The sequence below is a fragment of the Actinomyces dentalis DSM 19115 genome, from assembly GCF_000429225.1.
In the GTDB taxonomy this organism is placed as follows: Bacteria; Actinomycetota; Actinomycetes; order Actinomycetales; family Actinomycetaceae; genus Actinomyces; species Actinomyces dentalis.
In genome coordinates, this window is the sequence record NZ_AUBL01000061.1 from 1 (window position 1) to 19,531 (window position 19,531).

The window sequence follows — 19,531 nt, forward strand, 5'->3', positions numbered from 1 at the left end:
CCCGCCGCCCGTGCCGACGACCCCGGGCGGAAGCCCCGCGGGAATTGCCACCACACTAAGAGACGCACCCCGGACCGGGGCGTCACCGTGCGTGACGGCGGGAAAAGGTGGCCGGTGCGGGGTGCGTGACTTTCGGGTGCGCGACGGCTCCTGCGCTCATGGAGAGCGGCGTCATTGCGCCGCTTCGGGGCGGGAGGGATGCGGAGCGGGGGTGAAAGATACGCGCCGGCCACCTTTTCCCGCCGTGAACTCGCCCGGAGCACTCCGCACCGGACCCCGACAGCGGAGGCGACATGTCACTAGGCTGACCCCCGGTTCACGACACGAGAGGGGCGTCCATGGGCAGTGGGCACAAGGAGCACGGTCACGGGCACGGCGGCGGTCACGGGCACGGCCGGGACTCCGTGCACGGCGGCGGGCGCGGCAATGGTCGGGACCGCGGTCACGACGACCGCGACCGCGGGCACGAGCACGATCTCGGGTGCGGCGGCGCCCGCGCTCCCCGCCCCGGCGCCGCCTTCGGCATCCCCGAGGGCGCCACGGGGGAGGCCGTCGTCGACGCCGTCTTCGGCGACGGCGCCCCCCGGGCCGGGTCCGGGAGCGGGACGGCCGGCGCGCGGGGCATCGACCCCGAGCTGCTGCCCTACCTGGAGGCGGCCGAGGCGAGCGACGCGGCCGGGTCGGACGACGGCGCCGGCGATGAGTCGAGCATCGCCGGGGCCCGCCGGGCCGGGATCGCCGGCGCCGAGAGCCTGGCCGCGGCGGAGGCCGAGGACCTGGCGGCCCTGCGTGAGCTCGTCGCCGCCAATATGATCCCCTCCGGCGACCTCGACGAGCTCGACGCCCTCCTGACCGAAATCGACCAGGACGAGTCGGACGACTGGAACGACTGGGAGCCGGTCCTGCCGGACGGACCCGCCGCGCCCGGCCCGGACGGCGCGCCCGGATGGGCCGGGGCCGGTGCGCCCGGTCCGCACGGCGACGGCGTCGGCCCCCTCGACGGGCCGGACGCTGCGGCCGACCGGGATGATGCGCCCGGCCCGGACGGCCCGGACGGCCCGGGCGGCCCGGCGGATCGGCACCGGGCGGACCTGGTCGCGGCGGCCCGCGCCGTCGAGGTCTCCGAGCGCATGCGCCGGATCGAGGCCGAGATCCTCTCCCGCGCCCCCGAGCACAGGATCCAGCCGAGCCTGGAGCGCGTCGAGGCCGTCCTCGACCTGCTCGGCAACCCCGAGCGCGCCTACCGGGTGGTCCACGTCACGGGCACCAACGGCAAGACCTCCACCGTGCGCATGATCGAACGGCTCCTGGCCGCCACCGGCATGCGCACCGGCCGCTTCACCAGCCCCCACCTGGCCACCATCCGCGAGCGCATCGCCCTGGACGGCGAACCCATCAGCGAGGAGGGCTTCATCGCCGCCTGGGAGGACGTCGCCCCCTGCATCCGCCTGGTCGACGAGCGCTCGCAGTCCGCCGGCGGGCCGCGCCTGTCCTTCTTCGAGGTCCTCACCGTCATGGCGCTGGCCGCCTTCGCCGATCACCCCGTCGACGTGGCCGTCGTGGAGGTCGGGCTGGGCGGGACCTGGGACTCCACCAACGTCGTGCCCTCCGATGTCGAGGTCATCACCCCCGTCGGCCGCGACCACTGCGCCTGGCTGGGGGACTCCCTGGAGGAGATCGCCGCCAACAAGGCGGGGATCATCAAGGACGGGGCCACCCTCGTCACCGCCGCCCAGCCCGCGGCGGTGCAGGCGGTCATCGCCGCGGCCGCGGCGGAGCACGGCGTCGTGTGGCGCCGCGAGCTCGACCCCGAGGAGGACCCCGGCGAGCCGGGGGCCGGGGTCCTGCGCGTGGTCGACCGCACCCCCGCCGTCGGCGGCCAGATGGTCGTCCTGGCCACCGCGGCCGCCGTCTACGAGGACGTCTTCGTGCCCCTGCACGGCGACTACCAGGCCCGCAACGCCCTGCTCGCCCTGGCCGCCGCCGAGGCGGTCTTCGGGGGGCGGGCCCTGCCGGCCAAGGTCGTCGAGGACGGCTTCGCCTCGGTCACCAGCCCCGGGCGCCTGGAGGTCCTGCGCTCCAGCCCCACCGTGCTCGTCGACGCCGGGCACAACCCGCACGGCGTGTCCGCGCTGGTGGGCGCCGTGGAGGAGGTCTTCGACTTCCGCCACCTGGTCGCCGTCGTCGGCGTCATGGCGGACAAGGACGCCGAGGGCATCCTGTCGGTCCTCGAGCCGGTCACCGATGCCGTCGTCGTCGTCCCCATCGACTCCCCGCGGGCCATGGACGTGGAGGACCTGGCGGATATCGCCCGGGAGGTCTACGGGGCGGACCGGGTCGTCGTCGCCGAGGACCTGGCCGGCGGGGTGGAGCGCGCCGTGTCCCTGTCCGAGGGCTTCGACGCGCCCCTGACCGCCTCCGGGGTGCTCATCGTCGGCTCCGTGGTCCTGGCGGCGCGGGCCCGGGCCCTGTTCGGGCGCCTGTGAGGCGGAGTGCCCGGGTCGTCGCGGCCCGCGTCGCGGCCGGGGCGCGCGCGTGCCACAATGCCGTGTGGTGGGCGGGGACGTCCGGTCCGCGCACGACCGCCGAAGGAGTCGACATGCCTTTTGACGCCGCGTGGGTCATCGCGTGGGCCCGGCTCGCCGCCGACGCCGTGCGGGAGCGGCGCGAGGAGCTGACGGCGCTCGACGCCGCCATTGGCGACGGCGATCACGGCGAGAACCTCGATCGCGGCCTGCACGCCGCCGTGGCCGCCCTCGACGAGGCCCAGGCCTCCGGGCGCGGGCCGGCCACCCCCGCCGAGGCCCTCAAGACCGTGGCCACGACCCTCATCACGACGGCGGGCGGGGCGGCCGGCCTGCTGCTGGGGGCCGCCTGCCTGCGCGCCGCGCGCGCCGCTCAGGCGGTCGGCGGGGACGACGGGCGGATCGACGCCGCCGGCGTCGCCCGCATCCTGCACGAGGCCTGCGCGGGCGCGCAGTCGCGCGGACGCGCCGAGCCCGGGGACAAGACCATGGTCGACGCCTGGTACCTCGCGGCCGGGGCGGCGCGGCTGGCGGCCGACGAGGGGCTCGGCCCCGTCGAGGCGATCGAGCGGGCAGCCCGGGCGGCGGCGGAGGGGGCCGCGGCCACGGACCCGCTCACGGCGCGCAAGGGGCGGGCCTCCTACCTGGGGGAGCGCTCGCGCGGGCACCGCGACCCCGGGGCGGAGTCGACCGCGATTCTCCTCGCGGCGGCCGCCCGCGCCGCGCGGCGGTCCCGGGACGCCGCCGACGAGGGCTGAGCCGGTGCCCGTCGGAGCCGCCGGACCCTTCTCGCCCGCAGGGCCCGCCGGACCCTTCTCGCCCGCCGGGCCTGCCGGGGCCTTCTCGCCCGCCGGGGCCTTCTCGCCCGCGGTGCCCGCTGAGGCCCTCGCGCCCGCCACCGCGATCGTCGTCGTCTCCCACTCGCGGCGCTTGGCGGACGGCGTCGCCGAGATCGCCTCGCAGATGGCGCCGGGCGTCGTCGTGCGCGGCGTGGGCGGCCTGGACGACGACCTGGGCACGGACGCGCGGGCCGTGCGCGGGGCCGTGGCCGACCTGCTCGACGCCGGTCACCAGGTCCTGCTCACCGCGGACCTGGGCAGCGCGCTCATGGTCGCCGAGATCGTCGTCGAGGAGGAGGCCCGGCCGGCCGAGGGGCGGTGCGCCCTGGCCGTCGACTGCCCGGTGGTGCGCGGCACCCTGGCGGCGGCGGTGGCCGCGCGCGCGGGCGGCGACGCCGGATCCTGCGCCCGGGCCGCAGTGCGGACGGCGACGGACTGGGCCGCGGCGCGGGATGCGGCGGACTGGCCGGCCCCGGCAGGGCGCGGCCGCGGCGCGAACGGCGGGCGGGACGCATTGGGCGCGGGCGGCGCGCGGGGCGCGGGCGGCGCGCGGGGCGCGGGGGAGCGGGCGCCGTCGGCCCGCCGCAGCGTGCGCCTGACCGACCCCGCCGGCCTGCACGCCCGGCCCGCCGCGGCCCTGGCGGCGCTGCTGGACGACGAGCGGGCGCGCATGCGGGTGGGGGGCAGCCCGGCGACGACGCTGCAGGAGATCCTCGCCCTGGGCCTGCACGGGCGGACGCGCCTGGAGGTGACCGTGACGGGGCCGCACGCGGAGCGGACCCTCGATCGGGTCGAGCGCCTGCTGGGCGGCGTCGTGTAGCCTCCCGGCAAGACGCCGTGAGGCCGCTGCGAGGCGGCCCGATCCGAAGGAGCGCCATGACCAGCGCCGCCCGCACCCTCGTCCTCATCAAGCCCGACGCCGTCCGGCGGCGCCTGACCGGCGAGATCCTGCGCCGCATCGAGGCCAAGGGCTACGAGCTCGTCGCCCTGCGCCGCCAGACCACCACCCCGCAGGTGCTGGCCGAGCACTACGCCGAGCACGTGGACAAGCCCTTCTACCCCTCGATCGTGGAGTACATGACGAGCGGGCCGCTGGTGGCGGTCGTGGTGAGCGGCCACCGGGTGGTGGAGGGGGTGCGCTCGCTCATGGGCGCGACCGACCCGACCGCGGCCGCGCCGGGGACGATCCGCGGGGACCTGGGGCGGGACTGGGGGCCGGGCGCCATCCAGAACCTCGTCCACGGCTCGGACGGCGGGGACTCGGCCGCCCGCGAGATCGCCATCTGGTTCCCCGAGATCGGCTGAGGGCGTCCGGGCGCCCCGCCGCCCGGACGCCCTCGGGCGGGGCGGGGCATTCCCGCCGACGTCGGGGGCGTCCGGGCGCGGGGAGGGGAGGGTCAGGCGCTCTTGCGGGACAGGACCTGCCTGAGCGGGACCCGCGAGCCCATGCGGGTCACGGCCCGGGTGTAGATCGTGGCGGACACGCGCACCAGCAGCGGCAGGGCGGCCAGGGCGATGATCAGCGCGACGCCCTGCTCCACCCAGTTGGAGACGCCGGAGACCAGGCGGGCCGGCATGAGGTAGGGGGACAGCGGCGGGATGTAGGACAGCACCTTCCAGATGAGCTGCTTGGGGTCGCCCATGAACATCGCCAGGGAGGCCATGAAGGGCAGCACGCACAGCGCGGTCAGCGGCATGACCGCACCGGCCACGTCCTCCTGACGGCTCACCAGCGCGCCCGCGGCCCCGAAGAGGACCGAGAAGATCGCGTACCCGACGACCATCCACACGAGCGTGACCACGAGCGTGGCATTGAGGTCGATGTCCATGTCGGGCATGACCCCGGTGACCTGGGCGGTCACCGCGCCGGCGGTGCCCACGAGCCCGAAGCACAGGATGAGGCTCGCCCCCGTCCCCAGGACCTTGCCGGCCAGCAGGGAGGTGGGGCGCACGCAGGCCAGCAGGATCTCGATGATGCGGCTCGACTTCTCCTCGACCACGCCCATGGCGATGAACTGCCCGCCCATCAGGATGACGAGGTAGAGCATCATGCTCGAGGTCATGAACACCGCGTAGCGCGCCTGGAACCCCTCCTGGTCCTCGGTCGCCGGGTTCAGGACCCGGACCGTCGGCGCGGCCTGCTCCAGCGAGCCGGCCACGGTGCTCGGGTCGCCGCCCAGCTCGGCGATCATGGAGGACAGCGCCTGCTGCTGCATGAGGCCGGTGACGCCGGCGACGACGGCGTCGTCGGCGCTCTGGCGGACCGTGAGAGTGGGGGTGGCGGACAGGGCGAGGTCCATGTCCACGTGCTCGGGGCTCTCGTCGTCGGCGTTCAGGGCGGCGGCGGCGTCCTTCCCGGACAGGTCGACGACCTCGACGTTCAGCCCGTTCGACGCGACGACCTGCTCCAGGGCGGGGCGCAGCTGCTCGACCGCGGCGGCGTCGGAGCCGGAGACGCCCAGGCGGTAGGGCTCGTCCTTCCCGCCGGTGAGCAGGGAGGCGGCGACGATGACGCCGATGACGAGGACGAGCATGACGCCGGTGGAGATGAGCGTGCTCTTCTTGAGCAGCTGGGCGCGCAGCTCGCGTCCGGCGACCAGGCGGATCTCGGCGGTCCGCGACATGGCGGCGCCCGGGGCGCCCTGCGGGGCCGGTGCGGCGGGGCGCGGCGCGGTGGGGGATGATGACATGGCTCAGGCCTCCTGCCCGGTCGTGGCGGTCTTGGTGGTGGCGGCTGCGGCGTCGGGGGCGGCCAGGGCCTCCCGGAAGATCTCGGTCAGCGAGTGGCGCACCGGGCCCAGTTCGCGCAGGCGGCCCGGGCGGCCCAGGTGCCCGACGGCCCGGAGCAGGCCCTGCTCGTCGGCCCCGCCCGCCACCAGCTCCAGGCGGGCGCCGCGGTCGTGCGGCGCGGCGGAGATCTTCGGGTCGGGGGCGTCGGCGAGCGCGGCGCGGGCGGACTCGGCCGCCTCGTCGGGGGCGGCGTCCACGTCGACGACGGCGCGCCAGTGCGGCGCGGCGGTGGCCCGCAGCTCCTCGATGGTGCCGGCGGCGACGAGGCGGCCGGAGCGGATGATGACGATGCGGTCACACAGGCGCTCGACGACGTCGAGCTGGTGGGAGCTGAACAGCGCGGGGACCCCGGCGGCGGCGCGCTCGCGCAGCACCTCGCTCATGACGTCGACGGCGACGGGGTCCAGACCCGAGAAGGGCTCGTCGAGGATGAGGAGCCCGGGGTCGCCGATGAGGGCGGCGGCGAGCTGGACGCGCTGCTGATTGCCCAGGGACAGCTTCTGGACGTCGTCCCCGCGCCGCTCGGCCAGGCCCAGGCGCTCGGTCCACTCCCGGGTGGCGCGCTCGGCCCCGGCCCTGTCGGCGCCGTGGAGTCGGGCGAGGTAGGTCAGCTGATCGCCGACCTTCATCTTGGGGTACAGGCCGCGCTCCTCGGGCATGTAGCCGATGCGGCGGCGGGCGGCGGCGTCCACCGGCGCGCCGTCCCAGGTCACGGTTCCGCCGTCGCCCTCGAGGACGCCCATGATGATGCGCATGGTGGTCGACTTGCCGGCGCCGTTGGCCCCCACGAAGCCGACGAGCTCGTGGGCGCCCACGTCGAAGGACAGGGAGTCGAGGGCCTGGAGGCTCCCATATCGTTTGGACAGATGTGTGATCTTCAGCACGAGTACTCCTGGGTCGACGGACGGGATGTGAAGTTCCCTTGACGTAGTCAAGCATGCTCGACACCGCCGCCCTTGTCAAGCGTGCTTGCCACTCGTATTCCAGGGCGGCCCGACGCCGGCCCCGGCGCGGGGGAGGGGAACCGTGAGCGGGCGGGAAGCGCACGGGGCATGCGGCGGCCCCCTCCGCGGGGGAGGGGGCCGGGGAGGATCCGGTCGGCGTCGTCGCCGGGCGGGTCCGCCGCGCCGGGCCGCACCGCGGGGGTCAGGACCGGGAGGCGATCCACTCGGCCGCGGCCGCGGGCGCCCCGTCCGGCGGGGTCTCGACGTCGGGCGCGATCGGCTCCTCCCCGAACCGCTCGCCGGTGCGGGCCTGCGAGGTGCCCGTGGTGAGCACCATGGTGCGCCCCGTGTACAGCGGGTACTCCTGGTTGACCGAGGCGTACCCCCTCGTCGGGGCGCCGAAGACCCGGACATTGTCCAGTCCGCGGAAGGCGAGGAGCGTCTGCTCGCCCGAGGAGGCGGTCGTCGCCGAGGTCAGCACCGCCACGGGCACGTCGAGCTTGCCGCGGGCCCCCACCGAGGTCGGCGTGCCGCCGCCGCTGATCGCCCCGTCCTTGAGGGTGACGTCGCTGGTGGCCCCCTGGATCACGAAGGAGGTGACCGTGCCGTCGGGCAGCAGCGGGGACAGTCCCGCGAGCATGGGCCCCATGTCCCCGCCGTCGTTGTCCCGCAGGTCCACCACCACGCCGCACACGCCCTCGGCGCCCAGGGCGTCGGCGAGGGTGGTGGCGTACTCCTCGCCCTGCTTCGCCGTACCCGCGAATCCCGGGACCGTGACGGTGAGCACGCAGCCGTTCATGGACGACGTCGGGGCGGTGTAGGAGTCGACCAGGTCCTGGGCCTCGCCGGCGTCGAGCATGAAGGAGTGCTTGCCGCCGGCGACCGCGAGGGCGTCGGTCAGGATCGCGTCGACCTCGTCGTGGGTGGCGGCCCTCTCGATCCGCGCGGCGGCGTCGGCGCGGGCCCGGGCCCACTCCTGGCCGGTGGCGTGAATGCCCGAGTCCATGAGGTCCAGGACCCTCGATCCGTAGGACTGGGGGTTCGGCGCGGGCCACCAGATGCCGAAGGCCGGGCCCATCGAGTGGACGAGCCAGGCCCCGGCGGCGGCGCCGACCACGACCAGGACGGCGAGGACGACGGCGACGATCTTGAGGGCGGGCGCGGCGGGGGAGCGCGGCGGGGGAGCGCGGCGGCGGACTGGGCGGCGGGCGGGGCGGACTCGGGGGAGGCGGGGGAGGGCTTGGCGGAGGATCGGGTGGAGAGTTCGGGGGCGGGCGGGGCCTGCGGGTTCGAGCTGGCGCGTGTTCATAATCACATGATGACCGGTGCGGGTGGGCGGGCGGATCGGCCGCCGGGACCGGTCCGCCCTCCGTCCGCAGGAGGACGGGGCCGCGGCCTCCTCCTCCGCGGGGCCGACTACTCGCCCGACCGCACCGCGACCCGCCGCCCCGAGGCCGTGCTCGCGCCCAGGGCCGTCAGGGCGACCAGGACGCTCAGTCCCACCACCGTCAACCACAGGCCGGGATGGGAGCCCGCGACGGAGGCCCAGCCCCACGGGGCCGACAGCCACAGGTTCGACATGGACATGAGCACCTCGTTGCCCGCGATGACCAGGGCCGCCAGCAGGCCGAGGGCGGAGACGACGATCGAGGCCGCCACGTCGAAGACCTGGGCGATGGCGAACGCCGCGGTCAGGAGCATGAGCGCCACGAAGGGGATGACCATGGCCACGTACACCTTCCCGGTTGCGGCCGGCAGGTCCGGATCGGTGCGCAGCAGCTGCGAGCCGCCGGCGGCCGCGCCCCAGGCGGCCAGGAGCGCCGCGCTCAGGAATCCCCAGGCGGCCAGGAGCGCCGCGGCCGTCAGGCGCGCGGGCGCGGCGCGCATGAGCAGCCCCCGCCACGCCCGGCGCAGGCAGACCCAGGTGGAGATGCCGATGACGGCCGACGCCACGGGCACCCCGGCCAGGGCGAGCAGGGACACGGCCGTCGACGGGGAGTACACCGCCCGGGTCACGGCGATGATGGCCAGCAGCAGGATCTCCAGCGCCGCCCAGATCCGCCAGGGCAGGACGGGCGCCAGCGCCCGCACGGCGCCGCGCGGCCCCGGGCCGACGGCGGCGGCCGGCATCAGCGGGGAGACCGCCGCGGAACCGGGCGCCGGGGCGGTGGACGGCTCGGATGCGGCGGACGGCCCCGCGCCCGGGCCCGTCGCCCGACTCGCCGTGACCGGCCCTTCCCGGAGGGCCGCTGGCCCCGCGCCCGAGGCCCGTTCCTCGGCGCCGGCCCCGGACCCGGTGCGCCGGAAGAGGCGCTGGAGGAGGTCCGGGCGCCGGACGATCCGGTCGCCGCCCCGCCCGGCGGTGGCGATGACAAGGGCCAGGGCGAGCCCCGCGATGACGATCTGGGAGAGCAGCCCGGGCCACAGGGGGTAGTGCCAGGCGGCGGCGCCGGCCTCCAGCTTCTCCCCGTTGCCGTGAACGCCGAGCAGCGGGAGGGTCGAGCGGGCCATCCAGGCCCACGGCTCGATCGCCCAGGTGGGCCCCTCGGCGCGCACGGCGCCCACGATCGACCACACGGCGGCCGCCGCCGGGGTCAGGCCGACGGCTCCCGCGCCGATCAGGCGCACCGCCAGCATCCCCCACAGGCTCGCCCCCGTCACACTCACCCACATGAGGAGCGCGAAGCCCAGGTAGTCGCCGACCGGCCCCCATCCCGCGCCCGAGGCCAGCCCGTAGCCGACGACGGGCACGAGCCACCCGAGCTGGCAGGCCAGGGCGGACAGGGCCAGGACCGCGGTCCGGCCGATCGCGATGCGTCCGGGCGCGACGCCGCGCCAGGCGGTCCCGCCCTCGCGGATCCGCTGCTCGCGCCACTGCGTCATGGCGCCGACCAGGGTCCCCAGAGCCGGGGCGAGCATGTCGGGGTAGTTGGACATCCACGCCAGGACGCCGCTCGCCGCCCCCCAGCGCGAGTCCGTCCCCACCACCCCGGCGGCCGTGAGCGAGTGGGCCAGGTTGATCGCCCAGGCGGCGAGCGCCAGGGTGGCGACGACGACGCCCCACGTGAAGGTCCGGCGCGAGCGGAGCAGCTCGGCGCGCAGGACGTCGACGACCCCGACGGGCCGCCGCCCGACCGGGCGCGCCGCCCCCGGTCGGGCGGCGGCGGGCCGGGTCTCGCGCGGCCGGGCGGCGCGGGTGCGGGCGGGGGCGGCGGGCCGATCCCCGCGGGTGCGGGCGGCGGCGCTCATCGGGCACCCGCTCCCCGGCCGGTGACCAGGTCCAGGTAGGCGGCCTCCAGTCCGGGGCCGTCGTCGGGATGGGCGAGCCCGGACAGCGGGCCCTCGTAGGCCAGGCGCCCCGCCACGAGGACGCCGACGTCGTCGGCCATGCGCGCCATCTCGCCCAGCTGGTGGCTGGAGACGACGACGGTGCGCCCGGCGTCGGCCAGTCCCCGCAGCAGGTCGCGCAGCTCGATAATTCCCTGCGGGTCCAGGCCGTTCTGCGGCTCGTCGAGAATGAGGACCTCCGGGTCGGTCAGCAGCGCCATCGCCAGGGCCAGGCGCACCTTCATGCCCGTCGAGAAGGAGCCGGCGCGCTTGCGCCCCGCCCCGCCCAGGCCCACGCGCTCCAGGAGCGGGGCGATGACGGCGGGGTCGGTGCCGGTCAGGCGGGCGTGCACCAGCAGGTTGCGGCGGGCGGACAGCTGGGGGAACAGCGCCGGGCCGTTGAGCGAGGCGCCCACGTGCTCCAGGCTCTCGCGCGTCCACGGCGCGTCCAGGATCTCCACGGCGCCGGAGTCGGCGCGCATGAGACCCAGGGCGATCGCCAGGGTCGTCGACTTGCCCGCGCCGTTGGGGCCCAGCAGGGCGTAGACGCGCCCCGGGCGGGCGGTCAGGTTCAGGCCGCGCAGGACCTCCTGCGATCCGAAGGACTTGACAATGCCCGTCATGCGAAGGCCCGTTGGAAGCGCCGCGGAGGGCGGCGCCGGGGCCGTGCTCGTCGAAGTGCTCATCATGGCCCCAGCATCCGGTCCGCACCGCGCCGGGCGGATCCCCCGCGGGGACACCGCCGGGATGAATCCGCCCGGGCCCGCTCTCCTCCTCAGGGAGGATGCGGGCGCCGGGGGCGGCCCGGGAACCGGTGGCGACCCGAACGCCGACCCGGCCGCCCGGCCGCCCGCGACCGGACTGCCCCGTCGCCCGCGACCCTCTCTCCTGGCGGGCCGCCGCTCGTGACCGGACCGCCCGGGCTGCGGTGGCCCTTGCCCGCACCGCGATGGATCTCTACGATCTCGCGGACGCACTCCGCGAGATCGTCACTTAACCGTCGAGCACGTCACTTAACCCGCGAGCACGTACCCCTAGCAGACGTTCTCGCGGGTTAAGTGACGATCTCGTGGGTCGCCCGGCGATCTTGCGGACCCGGCCGGTGTCTGCTACGCCTCTTCGTCCTTCACTGCGCTCCATTTCCTCGTGCAGTGGAGGGTGAAGAGGCGTAGCAGAGGGAGAAGGGCGCAGTAGTGACAGGGCGAGGGGCGCGTCTCTTAGCGGGGCGGTGATTCCCGCGGGGTTCGGGCGGGGCCTGGTTCCCGGTGGGGGTCATGCCGGGCCCCTCCCGGGCGGATCGGGTTCTTCCCAGGCGAATCGGGTCCTTCCCGGGCCGTGCGATGGTGTTGCACATTGGAGAGGGGCGCCCCCGCGGGTCGATTCGGGGTTTTCCGCATGATTCCGGGGTTCTTACTAGAATGTTGGTTTTCAGTGCACGGGCTCCCATGTGCAGAACGGGCCCTTCTGCACATGGGAGGATTTCAACGACGTTGAGCGTCGGGGCGCTTCCGCATGATTACGCCGATTCTCCGCTGGCCGGTCCCGGTCGAATGTGCAGCACCGCCCGGCCCCGCCCCGATGCCGCGCATCCGGGCCCGGCGGCGCCGCCCCGACACCGCGGAAGCGCCCCCGCCCCGCACCCGTCCTCCCGCACCATCGCGCGGTTTCCGGACGCCCCCGGGATTCTTTCCCGCCGGAAGGGCTCATTGCGCCACTTCGGGATGGGGGACGGCGAGCGGGGGAGCTAGAAGTGCGCGCCGGACACCCCTTTGAGCCGCCGGACCGCCCGTCGCCGGCCCGCGTCCGCGGCGGGGCGAACGGGGCGGAGCCGGGCATCAGCGGCGGTAATCCACCAGGCCGTGGCGGAAGGCGTGCACAATGAGCTCGACCCGGTTGCGCCTGCCGGTCTTGGCCAGGAGCGCCTTGATATGGGTCTTGACGGTCGACTCCGCCAGGTGCAGCCGCTCGCCGATCTCGGCGTTGGGCAGCCCCTCGCACACCAGGGCCAGGACTTCGCGCTCGCGGAGCGTGACCGGCTCGGCCAGCCCCGTGCCCGGTCCCGCGGCCCACGCCGCCCCCGCGATCGGTCCCGCCCCCGCAGCCGATCCTGGCTCCGACCGCGCGGGAGATTCGCCGCCCGGGGCCGCCGGCGCCGCACCCGACCCACCGGAGCCGACCGGCACCACCGCCGGCCCCGCCCCCGGCGTCGGCGGGTCGGCCGGCCCGGGCTCCGAAACGGCGCCCCGCTCCGCCGGCGTGCCGGCCGGACCGGGCGCCGGGACGCCAGCGGGCCCGGACGCCGGGACGGCTGCCGGCCCGGGCGGGGCGTCGTCGTCCAGATGGGCCAGGACCGTTCCGGTGACGGCGGGGTCGAGCCAGGACCCGCCCGCGGCGACGGTGCGCACCGCCTCCAGCAGGAGGCCGGGGGAGGCGTCCTTGAGGAGGAAGCCCCGGGCGCCCGCCCGCAGCGCCCCGAGCACGAGCTCCTCCTCGTCGAAGGTGGTCAGCACCAGCACGGGGATCTCGCGCAGCCCCTCCTCGGCGCGCATGGCCCCGATGGCCTCGACGCCGTCCATGACGGGCATGCGTATGTCCATGAGGACGACGTCGGCGCCGCGGCCCCGCAGGCGCAGCCGGCGCAGCAGCGCCAGGGCGGCGGCGCCGTCGGCCGCGCTCCCCGCGACCTCCAGGTCCGCCTGGGCGTTCAGGAGCATCTCGAAGGCGGAGACCACCAGCGCCTGGTCGTCGACGACGACCACGCGCCACGCCCCACCCGGCTCACCGGCGCGCACCGGCGGCCCCCTCCTCAACGGCGCCCGCATCCTCGACGGCGGCCCCCTCCTCAACGGCGCCCGCATCCTCGACGGCGGCCGCATCCCGGGCCCCGACCCCGCCGGGCGCGGCGGCGTTGACGGGCAGGGACGCGAGCAGGCGGAAGCCGGGCGAGCCGTCGTCCTGCGGGTGCGGCCCCGCCTCCAGGCGCCCGCCCACGAGCCGGACGCGCTCATTCAGGCCCACCAGCCCCGTGCCCGGTGCGCCCGGGGCCGGCCCCGCGCCCGGACCGGGGGCCGGATTGAGGACGGCGATCGTGCAGCGCCCGGGCCCGACGCGCATGCTCAGCCGCGCGCTGCCGGCGCCGTGGCGCAGCGCATTGGTCAGCCCCTCCTGGACCGCCCGCAGGACCGTCAGCCTCTGGGCGAGCGACCAGGAGGCCTGCGCCCGGCGCAGCACCGGCTCGCCCGGCAGCCGGACACTCAGATCCAGCCCCGCCGCCCGCGCCGCGCCGATCGCGCGGTCCAGGTCCGCCAGATCGGCGACGGGGGCGGCGGAGGCGTCCGCGGCCCCGCTCCGCAGGGCGCGCACCAGTTCGCGCACCTCCTCCAGGCTCGCCCCGGCGGTCCGCTCCACCGCGGCCAGGGCGGGGCGCAGGACCCGCGGGTCGCCCACCGCCAGGGCGGTGGAGGCCTGCACCTTGATGGCGGTGAGGCTGTGGCCCAGCAGGTCGTGCAGCTCCCGGGCCAGCTCCAGGCGCTCGCGGGCCACCGCGGCGTCCCGCTCCCGGTCGGCCAGGCGCGCGCGCTCCTCGGCGAGCCGACGGCGCTGGCGGGCGTCGGTCGCCACCATCAGGACCGCCGCCGCCGAGGCCCCCGTCGCCACGGCGCACACGATCATGAGCACCGCGCCTCCCGGGACCGGCGCGAGGTATCCGGGGGCGGACGCGGCGCGCCCCAGGGCGAGCATATTGATCGGGTTGAGGACGGCGCCCGCCAGGGCGGCGCCCAGGGCCGCCCGCCTCCAGCGCCCGTCGGGGCTCCACCGGACGACGGCGTGCAGGCTAGTCAGGGCCGTCAGGCTCAGGGGGGACAGGCCCAGGACCACGGGGGAGGAGTACGTCAGCAGCGCGTACAGGGCCAGGCCGACGGCGGTGACGACGAAGGAGGCGCGCAGCGCCCGTCGCCGCAGCAGCTGGGCCGACGCGATGAGGGCGTGCAGGACGAGGTCGGCGACGTAGACGAAGTGGACGCCGAACCGGCTGAGGAAGGACGCGCTCGCGATCGCGGCCATCAGGCAGACGGCCCCCCAGATCACGTCCGCCAGCGGCAGGGACCAGGCCGCGCCCCGGGGGCCGAGCACGCGCACGACGGCGCGCCAGTCGGTGGCCGCGCGCGTCGCGCGGTCGTCGTCGTCGGGGGCGGGCGGGCTCATCGGGGTCATCATGGACCAGTCGGCGCGAGGGCGGCCAGTGAAGAAGGAAGAGGCGGCCGGCGGACCGGCGGCCGGTGACGCGCGGCCGGGACCGGGGTCAACGGGCCGGCGGACCGGCGACCGGCGGGAGCGCCGCGCGGCGCACCGGCGCGCCCGGTGCCGATATTGTGGTCCCGTGCACCTCAAGACGTTGACGATCAAGGGCTTCAAGTCCTTCGCCTCGTCGACGACCCTGCGCCTGGAGCCGGGCATCACCGCCGTCGTCGGCCCCAACGGCTCGGGCAAGTCCAATGTCGTGGACGCCCTGACCTGGGTCATGGGCGAGCAGGGGGCCAAGAACCTGCGCGGCGGGTCCATGGCCGACGTCATCTTCGCCGGGGCCGGCTCGCGCCCGGCGCTGGGCCGGGCCGAGGTCTCCCTGACCATCGACAACGCCGACGGCGCCCTGCCGATCGACTACACCGAGGTCACCATCACCCGCACCCTCTTCCGCGGGGGCGGCTCGGAGTACCAGATCAACGGCACCGTCTGCCGCCTCCTGGACGTCCAGGAGCTGCTGAGCGACACGGGCCTGGGCCGCCAGATGCACGTCGTCGTCGGCCAGGGGAGGCTCGACGAGGTCCTCACCGCCACGCCCGATGACCGCCGCGGCTTCATCGAGGAGGCCGCCGGGGTCCTCAAGCACCGCCGCCGCAAGGAGCGCGCCCTGCGCAAGCTCGAGTCCATGGCCGCCGACCTGGCCCGGGTGGCCGACCTGACCAACGAGCTGCGCCGCCAGCTCGGGCCGCTCGCCCGCCAGGCCGCCATCGCCCGGCGCGCCCGCACCATCCAGATCGAGGTCCGCGACGCCACCGCCCGGCTGCTGGCCGACGACGTCGCCCAGACCCAGGCGCTCCTGGAGGCCGGCGAGGCCGACCAGGCCCTCCTGGCGCGCCGTCGGGCCGAGGCCGAGGAGGCCGAGCGGACGGCGCGTTCGCGCCTGGCCGAACTGACCGCCGCCGAGGCCACGAGCGGGCGGCGCCTGGCGCGCGCCACGAGCGTGTGGGAGGAGCTCACGGCGGCCGCCCAGTCCTTCTCCGCCCTCGCCGACGTCGCCGCCGAGCGCGTGCGCGGCCTGGCCGGCGCCGCCCGCCCCGTCCGGGGCACGGACCCCGAGGAGCTCGAGCGCCGGGCCGAGACCGCCGCCGTCGAGGAGGCCGGGCTCGCCCGGGCCATTGAGACCGCCCGCACGGCCCTGACCGAGGCGTCCCGGCACCGGGCCGAGGCCGAAAGCGCCGAGACGGCGTCCGAGCGCGCCCTGTCGGTCCTCCAGCAGCGCCGGGCCGAGCACCGCGAGAAGCTGGCCCGGGCGGGCGGGCGCGTCGCCTCCGCGCGCTCGCGCCACGAGGCGGCCCTGGCCGCCCTGGATCAGGCGCGCGCCGCCCTGGCCGCCGCCGACGAGCGCGCCGAGCGGGCGCGCCGGGCCCTGGAGGAGCACGCCGGCGGCGTCGCGGACGGCGGCGGGCCGACGGCGGCGGGGGGCGCGTCCGCGGGCGCGGCGGCGCCGGACGGGACCGGGTCCGCGGATGAAGCCGGGCCGACGGCGGGCGATGCCGGGACGGCGTCGGACGGGCTCTCGGAGCCCGAGCGCGCCGCCGCCGCCCACGAGCGGGCCGCGGCCGACCTCGCCCGGGCGCGCGACGCCGTCGGGGCCGCGACCGACGCCCGGCGCGAGGCCGCCTCCGAGCGGGCCACCTGGACCGCCCGGCGCGACGCGCTCGCCCTGTCCCTGCGGCCCCAGGACTCCACCGCCGAGCTGGCCGAATCCGGGCCGGCCGGCGTCCTGGGCCCGCTGGCGCAGGAGCTGAGCGTCGAGCGCGGCTGGGAGAACGCCGTCGCCGCCCTCCTGGGCGAGCTCGCCACGGCCGCCCTCGTGACCGACGAGGCGGCCGCCGTGGGGGCCCTGGCCCGCGCCCGGGCCGCCGACGCCGGGGCGCTGCGCCTCGTGGTCGCCGATGTGCGAGGCGGCCGGGACGCCGCCGTGCGGACCGTCGAAGGCGACGGTGCCGACGCCGCCGCCGAAACCGCCGAGGGCGCGCCAGCCGTTGCGGGCGCGCGCCGCGCCCTGGACCTGGTGGGCGCCCGCGACCGCGACCTGTCGGCCCTGCTCGGGGTGCTGCTCGCCGACGCCTGGGTCGTCCCCGATCTGGAGGCCGCCGCCGCCCTGCGCGACGAGCGTCCGGGGGCGCGCGCGGCCACCCGCGACGGCGAGGTCCTCGCCCCCGGCTGGGCGACCGGCGCCGGCCGGGGCTCCAGTTCGGTGCTCGAGCTGGCCGCCGCCCACGAGGCGGCCGCCGCCCGGGCCGAGGCCGCGGCCGCCGTCGAGGCCGAGGCCGACGGCGCCCTGCAGTCCGCCCGCGCCCGGGAGGAGGAGGCCCGGCGCCGCCTCGACCGGGCCCTGTCCGCCCTGCGGGCCGCCGATGCCGAGGCCGCCCGCCTGGCCGAGACGACCGCGCGTCTGACCTCGGCCGTGCGGGCCGCCGACGAGGAGGCGGGGCGCGCGCGCCGGGTGCTCGAGCGCGCCGAGGGGGAGGCGGCCCAGCGCACCGCCGAGCTCGCCTCCGCCACCGCCGCCCTGGCCGAGATCGAGACCGGCCGCGCCGGCGGGGGGCGGGCGGGCGGCGCCGCGGAGGCGGACTCCCGGACCGGTGGCGCCGAGGCCGACGACGTCGCCCTCGACGCGGCCCGGCGCGAGCGCGAGGACGCCCTCGCCGCGGCCCGCCGGGCCCGGGCCGCCGAGACGGAGGCGCGCCTGGCCCTGCGCACCGCCGAGGAGCGCGAGCGCGGCGCCCGGGGCCGTTCGGAGTCCCTGCGCGCCGCGGCCCGCCGGGAGCGCGAGGCCCGCGCCGCCGCCGAGCGCGCTGAGGAGCGCCGCCGCTCGCGCCTGGCCGTCGCCGAGCACGTGCGCGACCAGGCGCGCGCGGCCCAGCGCGCGGCCCGCGACTGGGCGGAGCAGGCCCAGGGCGAGCGCCGGGCGCTGGAGGCCGGGCGCGCCGAGTCCCTCGCGGCGACCGCGCGGGCGCGCGAGGAGATCGACCGGGCGGCCGGCGAGCTGGTCCGGCTGACCGACGCCGCCCACCGCGACGAGGTCGCCCGGGCCGAGCAGCGCACGCGCCTGGAGGCCCTGTCCGAGCGCGCCATGAGCGAGCTCGGCATGGAGATCGGCCCCCTCGTCGAGGAGTACGGGCCGCACGTGCCCGTGCCGGAGGTCGTCGGGGCCGGCGATCCGGACGGCGGGCCGGGAGACGGCGGCGTCGGGGCCGGCGACGCCGGGGCCGGCGGGACCGGGCCCGGAGCCGATCCCGGGGCCGGCGGGCCGGGGGCCGAGCCCGATTCCGGCGTCGGGGCCGGGAGCCGGGAGCCGTCGACGCGGCCGTACGTGCGCGCCGAGCAGGAGAGGCGCCTGGCGCGCGCCGGGCGCGATCTGGCCCGCCTGGGCAAGGTCAACCCGCTGGCCCTGGAGGAGCACGCCGCCCTGGAGCAGCGCCACCAGTTCCTCGCCGCCCAGCTCGCCGACATCAAGGCCTCCCGGGCGGACCTGCTGCGCATCGTCGAGGAGATCGACGCCCGCGTCCAGGAGGTCTTCGCCCGGGCCTACGCCGACACCGCCCGCGAGTTCTCGGTCGTCTTCGACCGGCTCTTCCCCGGCGGCGAGGGGCGGCTCGTGCTCACCGATCCCGGCGACATGCTCACCACCGGCATCGAGATCGAGGCGCGCCCGGCGGGCAAGAGGGTCAAGCGCCTGTCGCTGCTGAGCGGCGGGGAGCGGTCACTGGCCGCGGTGGCGCTGCTCATCGCGATCTTCAGGGCGCGGCCCTCGCCCTTCTACGTCATGGACGAGGTCGAGGCGGCCCTGGACGACACGAACCTGGGGCGCCTGCTGGAGATCTTCTCCGAGTTGCGCGAGACCAGTCAGCTCATCATCATCACCCATCAGAAGCGCACCATGGAGGTTGCCGACGCCCTGTACGGCATCACCATGCGCGACGGCGTGACCAAGGCCGTCAGCCAGCGGCTCGCGCGCCCGGACGGCGGGGGCGGGGCCGAGCCGAAGGGGGCCGGGACGGAAACGGCCGGGGCCGAGGGGGCCGGGACGGCGCAGATCTGAGACGTCTCGACTTATGGAAGACGCCCGTTTCCCTGAAACCCGTGATGACTCGTCCGTCACCGTTCAACACCACACCGCCGGATCGGCGATAATCGGCCTCCGGTGGAGCACAATTCGAGTTATGGGTACCGTGCTCCTTCCACTGGTCGTCGTCCTCATTGCCGGTCTTGTGGTGCTCGGCCTCATCATCGCCGAGCGCTACCCCGTCTCCACCTGGAAGGACGGGCTGCGCGATCTGCGCGACGTCGCCCGAGACAAGTCCGAGCCCATGCAGGTGGTCCCCCAGGACGCGAAGCTCTCGGAGTTCATCACCCACGAGCAGGCCACCACCTACATGGGCACGGAGAGCATCTCCGGGCTCGTCGAGGTCGTGGAGAAGGCCATGGACTCCGCGGAGAAGGCGGTGGACTCGGCCGAGGCCCGCACCGCCGCGCTGCGCGGGAAGGCGGGCCATCACCCGGGCCGGCCCTCCCCGAGCGGCTCCTCCCCGGACCCGGCCGGCGCCCCGGCGCAGACCGCCCCGGCCCCGGTCGCCCCGGCCCCCGCCCCTCCTCTCGTCCAGACCGATCCGGCCCCCGCCCCTCCTCTCGTCCAGACCGATCCGGCCCCCGCCCCTCCTCTCGTCCAGACCGATCCGGCCCCGGTCACCGAGGCCGTCCCCGCCGTCGCCCCGGTCGCCCCGTCCCCGGCGGTCGTCCGGGTCCCGGTCTCGGCGGCCCCTCTTCCACCGGCGTTCCCGCCCCCGGCGGAGGG

General features: G+C 76.8%; 13 protein-coding genes. 6 read left to right on the forward strand and 7 right to left on the reverse strand.

Annotated elements, in window-relative coordinates:
• Window positions 1–338 precede the first annotated feature (338 nt).
• The 4 genes from G446_RS17750 (at window position 339) to ndk (ending at window position 4,669) form a co-directional block, all read left to right on the forward strand.
• The gene (locus G446_RS17750) at window positions 339–2,486 is read left to right on the forward strand and encodes a bifunctional folylpolyglutamate synthase/dihydrofolate synthase (RefSeq protein ID WP_156916665.1); all 2,148 of its coding nucleotides are present in this window, start codon (window positions 339–341) and stop codon (window positions 2,484–2,486) included.
• Between the two features lie 113 nt (window positions 2,487–2,599).
• Window positions 2,600–3,283: a dihydroxyacetone kinase subunit DhaL gene (gene dhaL / locus G446_RS0112065; RefSeq protein ID WP_026410331.1), complete on the forward strand. Its 684-nt coding sequence runs from the start codon at window positions 2,600–2,602 to the stop codon at window positions 3,281–3,283.
• A 4-nt stretch (window positions 3,284–3,287) separates the two neighbouring features.
• Window positions 3,288–4,184: a PTS sugar transporter subunit IIA domain-containing protein gene (locus G446_RS18890; RefSeq protein WP_051285979.1), complete on the forward strand. Its 897-nt coding sequence runs from the start codon at window positions 3,288–3,290 to the stop codon at window positions 4,182–4,184.
• 56 nt (window positions 4,185–4,240) lie between these two features.
• Entirely contained in the window at window positions 4,241–4,669 is a 429-nt protein-coding gene (gene ndk, locus G446_RS0112075; protein ID WP_026410332.1) for a nucleoside-diphosphate kinase, read from the forward strand.
• Between the two features lie 92 nt (window positions 4,670–4,761).
• On the opposite strand, the gene G446_RS0112080 is transcribed toward ndk, so the two are convergent.
• The 7 genes from G446_RS0112080 to G446_RS17760 form a co-directional block, all read right to left on the reverse strand.
• On the reverse strand, window positions 4,762–6,054 hold the full coding sequence (locus G446_RS0112080) for an ABC transporter permease (protein ID WP_084779223.1): 1,293 nt from the start codon (window positions 6,052–6,054) through the stop codon (window positions 4,762–4,764).
• Between the two features lie 3 nt (window positions 6,055–6,057).
• On the reverse strand, window positions 6,058–7,038 hold the full coding sequence (locus G446_RS0112085) for an ABC transporter ATP-binding protein (RefSeq protein ID WP_026410334.1): 981 nt from the start codon (window positions 7,036–7,038) through the stop codon (window positions 6,058–6,060).
• Between the two features lie 262 nt (window positions 7,039–7,300).
• On the reverse strand, window positions 7,301–8,407 hold the full coding sequence (locus G446_RS0112090) for a S41 family peptidase (protein ID WP_245574696.1): 1,107 nt from the start codon (window positions 8,405–8,407) through the stop codon (window positions 7,301–7,303).
• A 107-nt stretch (window positions 8,408–8,514) separates the two neighbouring features.
• Entirely contained in the window at window positions 8,515–10,347 is a 1,833-nt protein-coding gene (locus tag G446_RS0112095) for a hypothetical protein (RefSeq protein WP_245574697.1), read from the reverse strand.
• Window positions 10,344–11,048 (reverse strand): ABC transporter ATP-binding protein, encoded by a 705-nt coding sequence (locus G446_RS0112100; RefSeq protein ID WP_390884322.1) that lies wholly within the window; start codon window positions 11,046–11,048, stop codon window positions 10,344–10,346. The genes G446_RS0112095 and G446_RS0112100 overlap by 4 nt, the downstream gene beginning before the upstream one ends.
• Window positions 11,049–12,260: 1,212 nt before the next feature.
• On the reverse strand, window positions 12,261–13,247 hold the full coding sequence (locus G446_RS21365) for a response regulator (protein ID WP_051285980.1): 987 nt from the start codon (window positions 13,245–13,247) through the stop codon (window positions 12,261–12,263).
• Window positions 13,204–14,631, reverse strand: coding sequence for a sensor histidine kinase (locus tag G446_RS17760; RefSeq protein ID WP_245574698.1), 1,428 nt, complete (start codon window positions 14,629–14,631; stop codon window positions 13,204–13,206). The genes G446_RS21365 and G446_RS17760 overlap by 44 nt, the downstream gene beginning before the upstream one ends.
• Before the next feature lie 175 nt (window positions 14,632–14,806).
• Between G446_RS17760 and G446_RS17765 the strand changes: the two genes are divergently transcribed.
• Both G446_RS17765 and G446_RS20655 read left to right on the forward strand, forming a co-directional pair.
• On the forward strand, window positions 14,807–18,778 hold the full coding sequence (locus G446_RS17765; protein WP_084779225.1) for an AAA family ATPase: 3,972 nt from the start codon (window positions 14,807–14,809) through the stop codon (window positions 18,776–18,778).
• 121 nt (window positions 18,779–18,899) lie between these two features.
• Window positions 18,900–19,531, forward strand: a 632-nt coding sequence (locus G446_RS20655; protein WP_211228298.1) for a hypothetical protein, incomplete at its 3' end; no start/stop codon positions are given.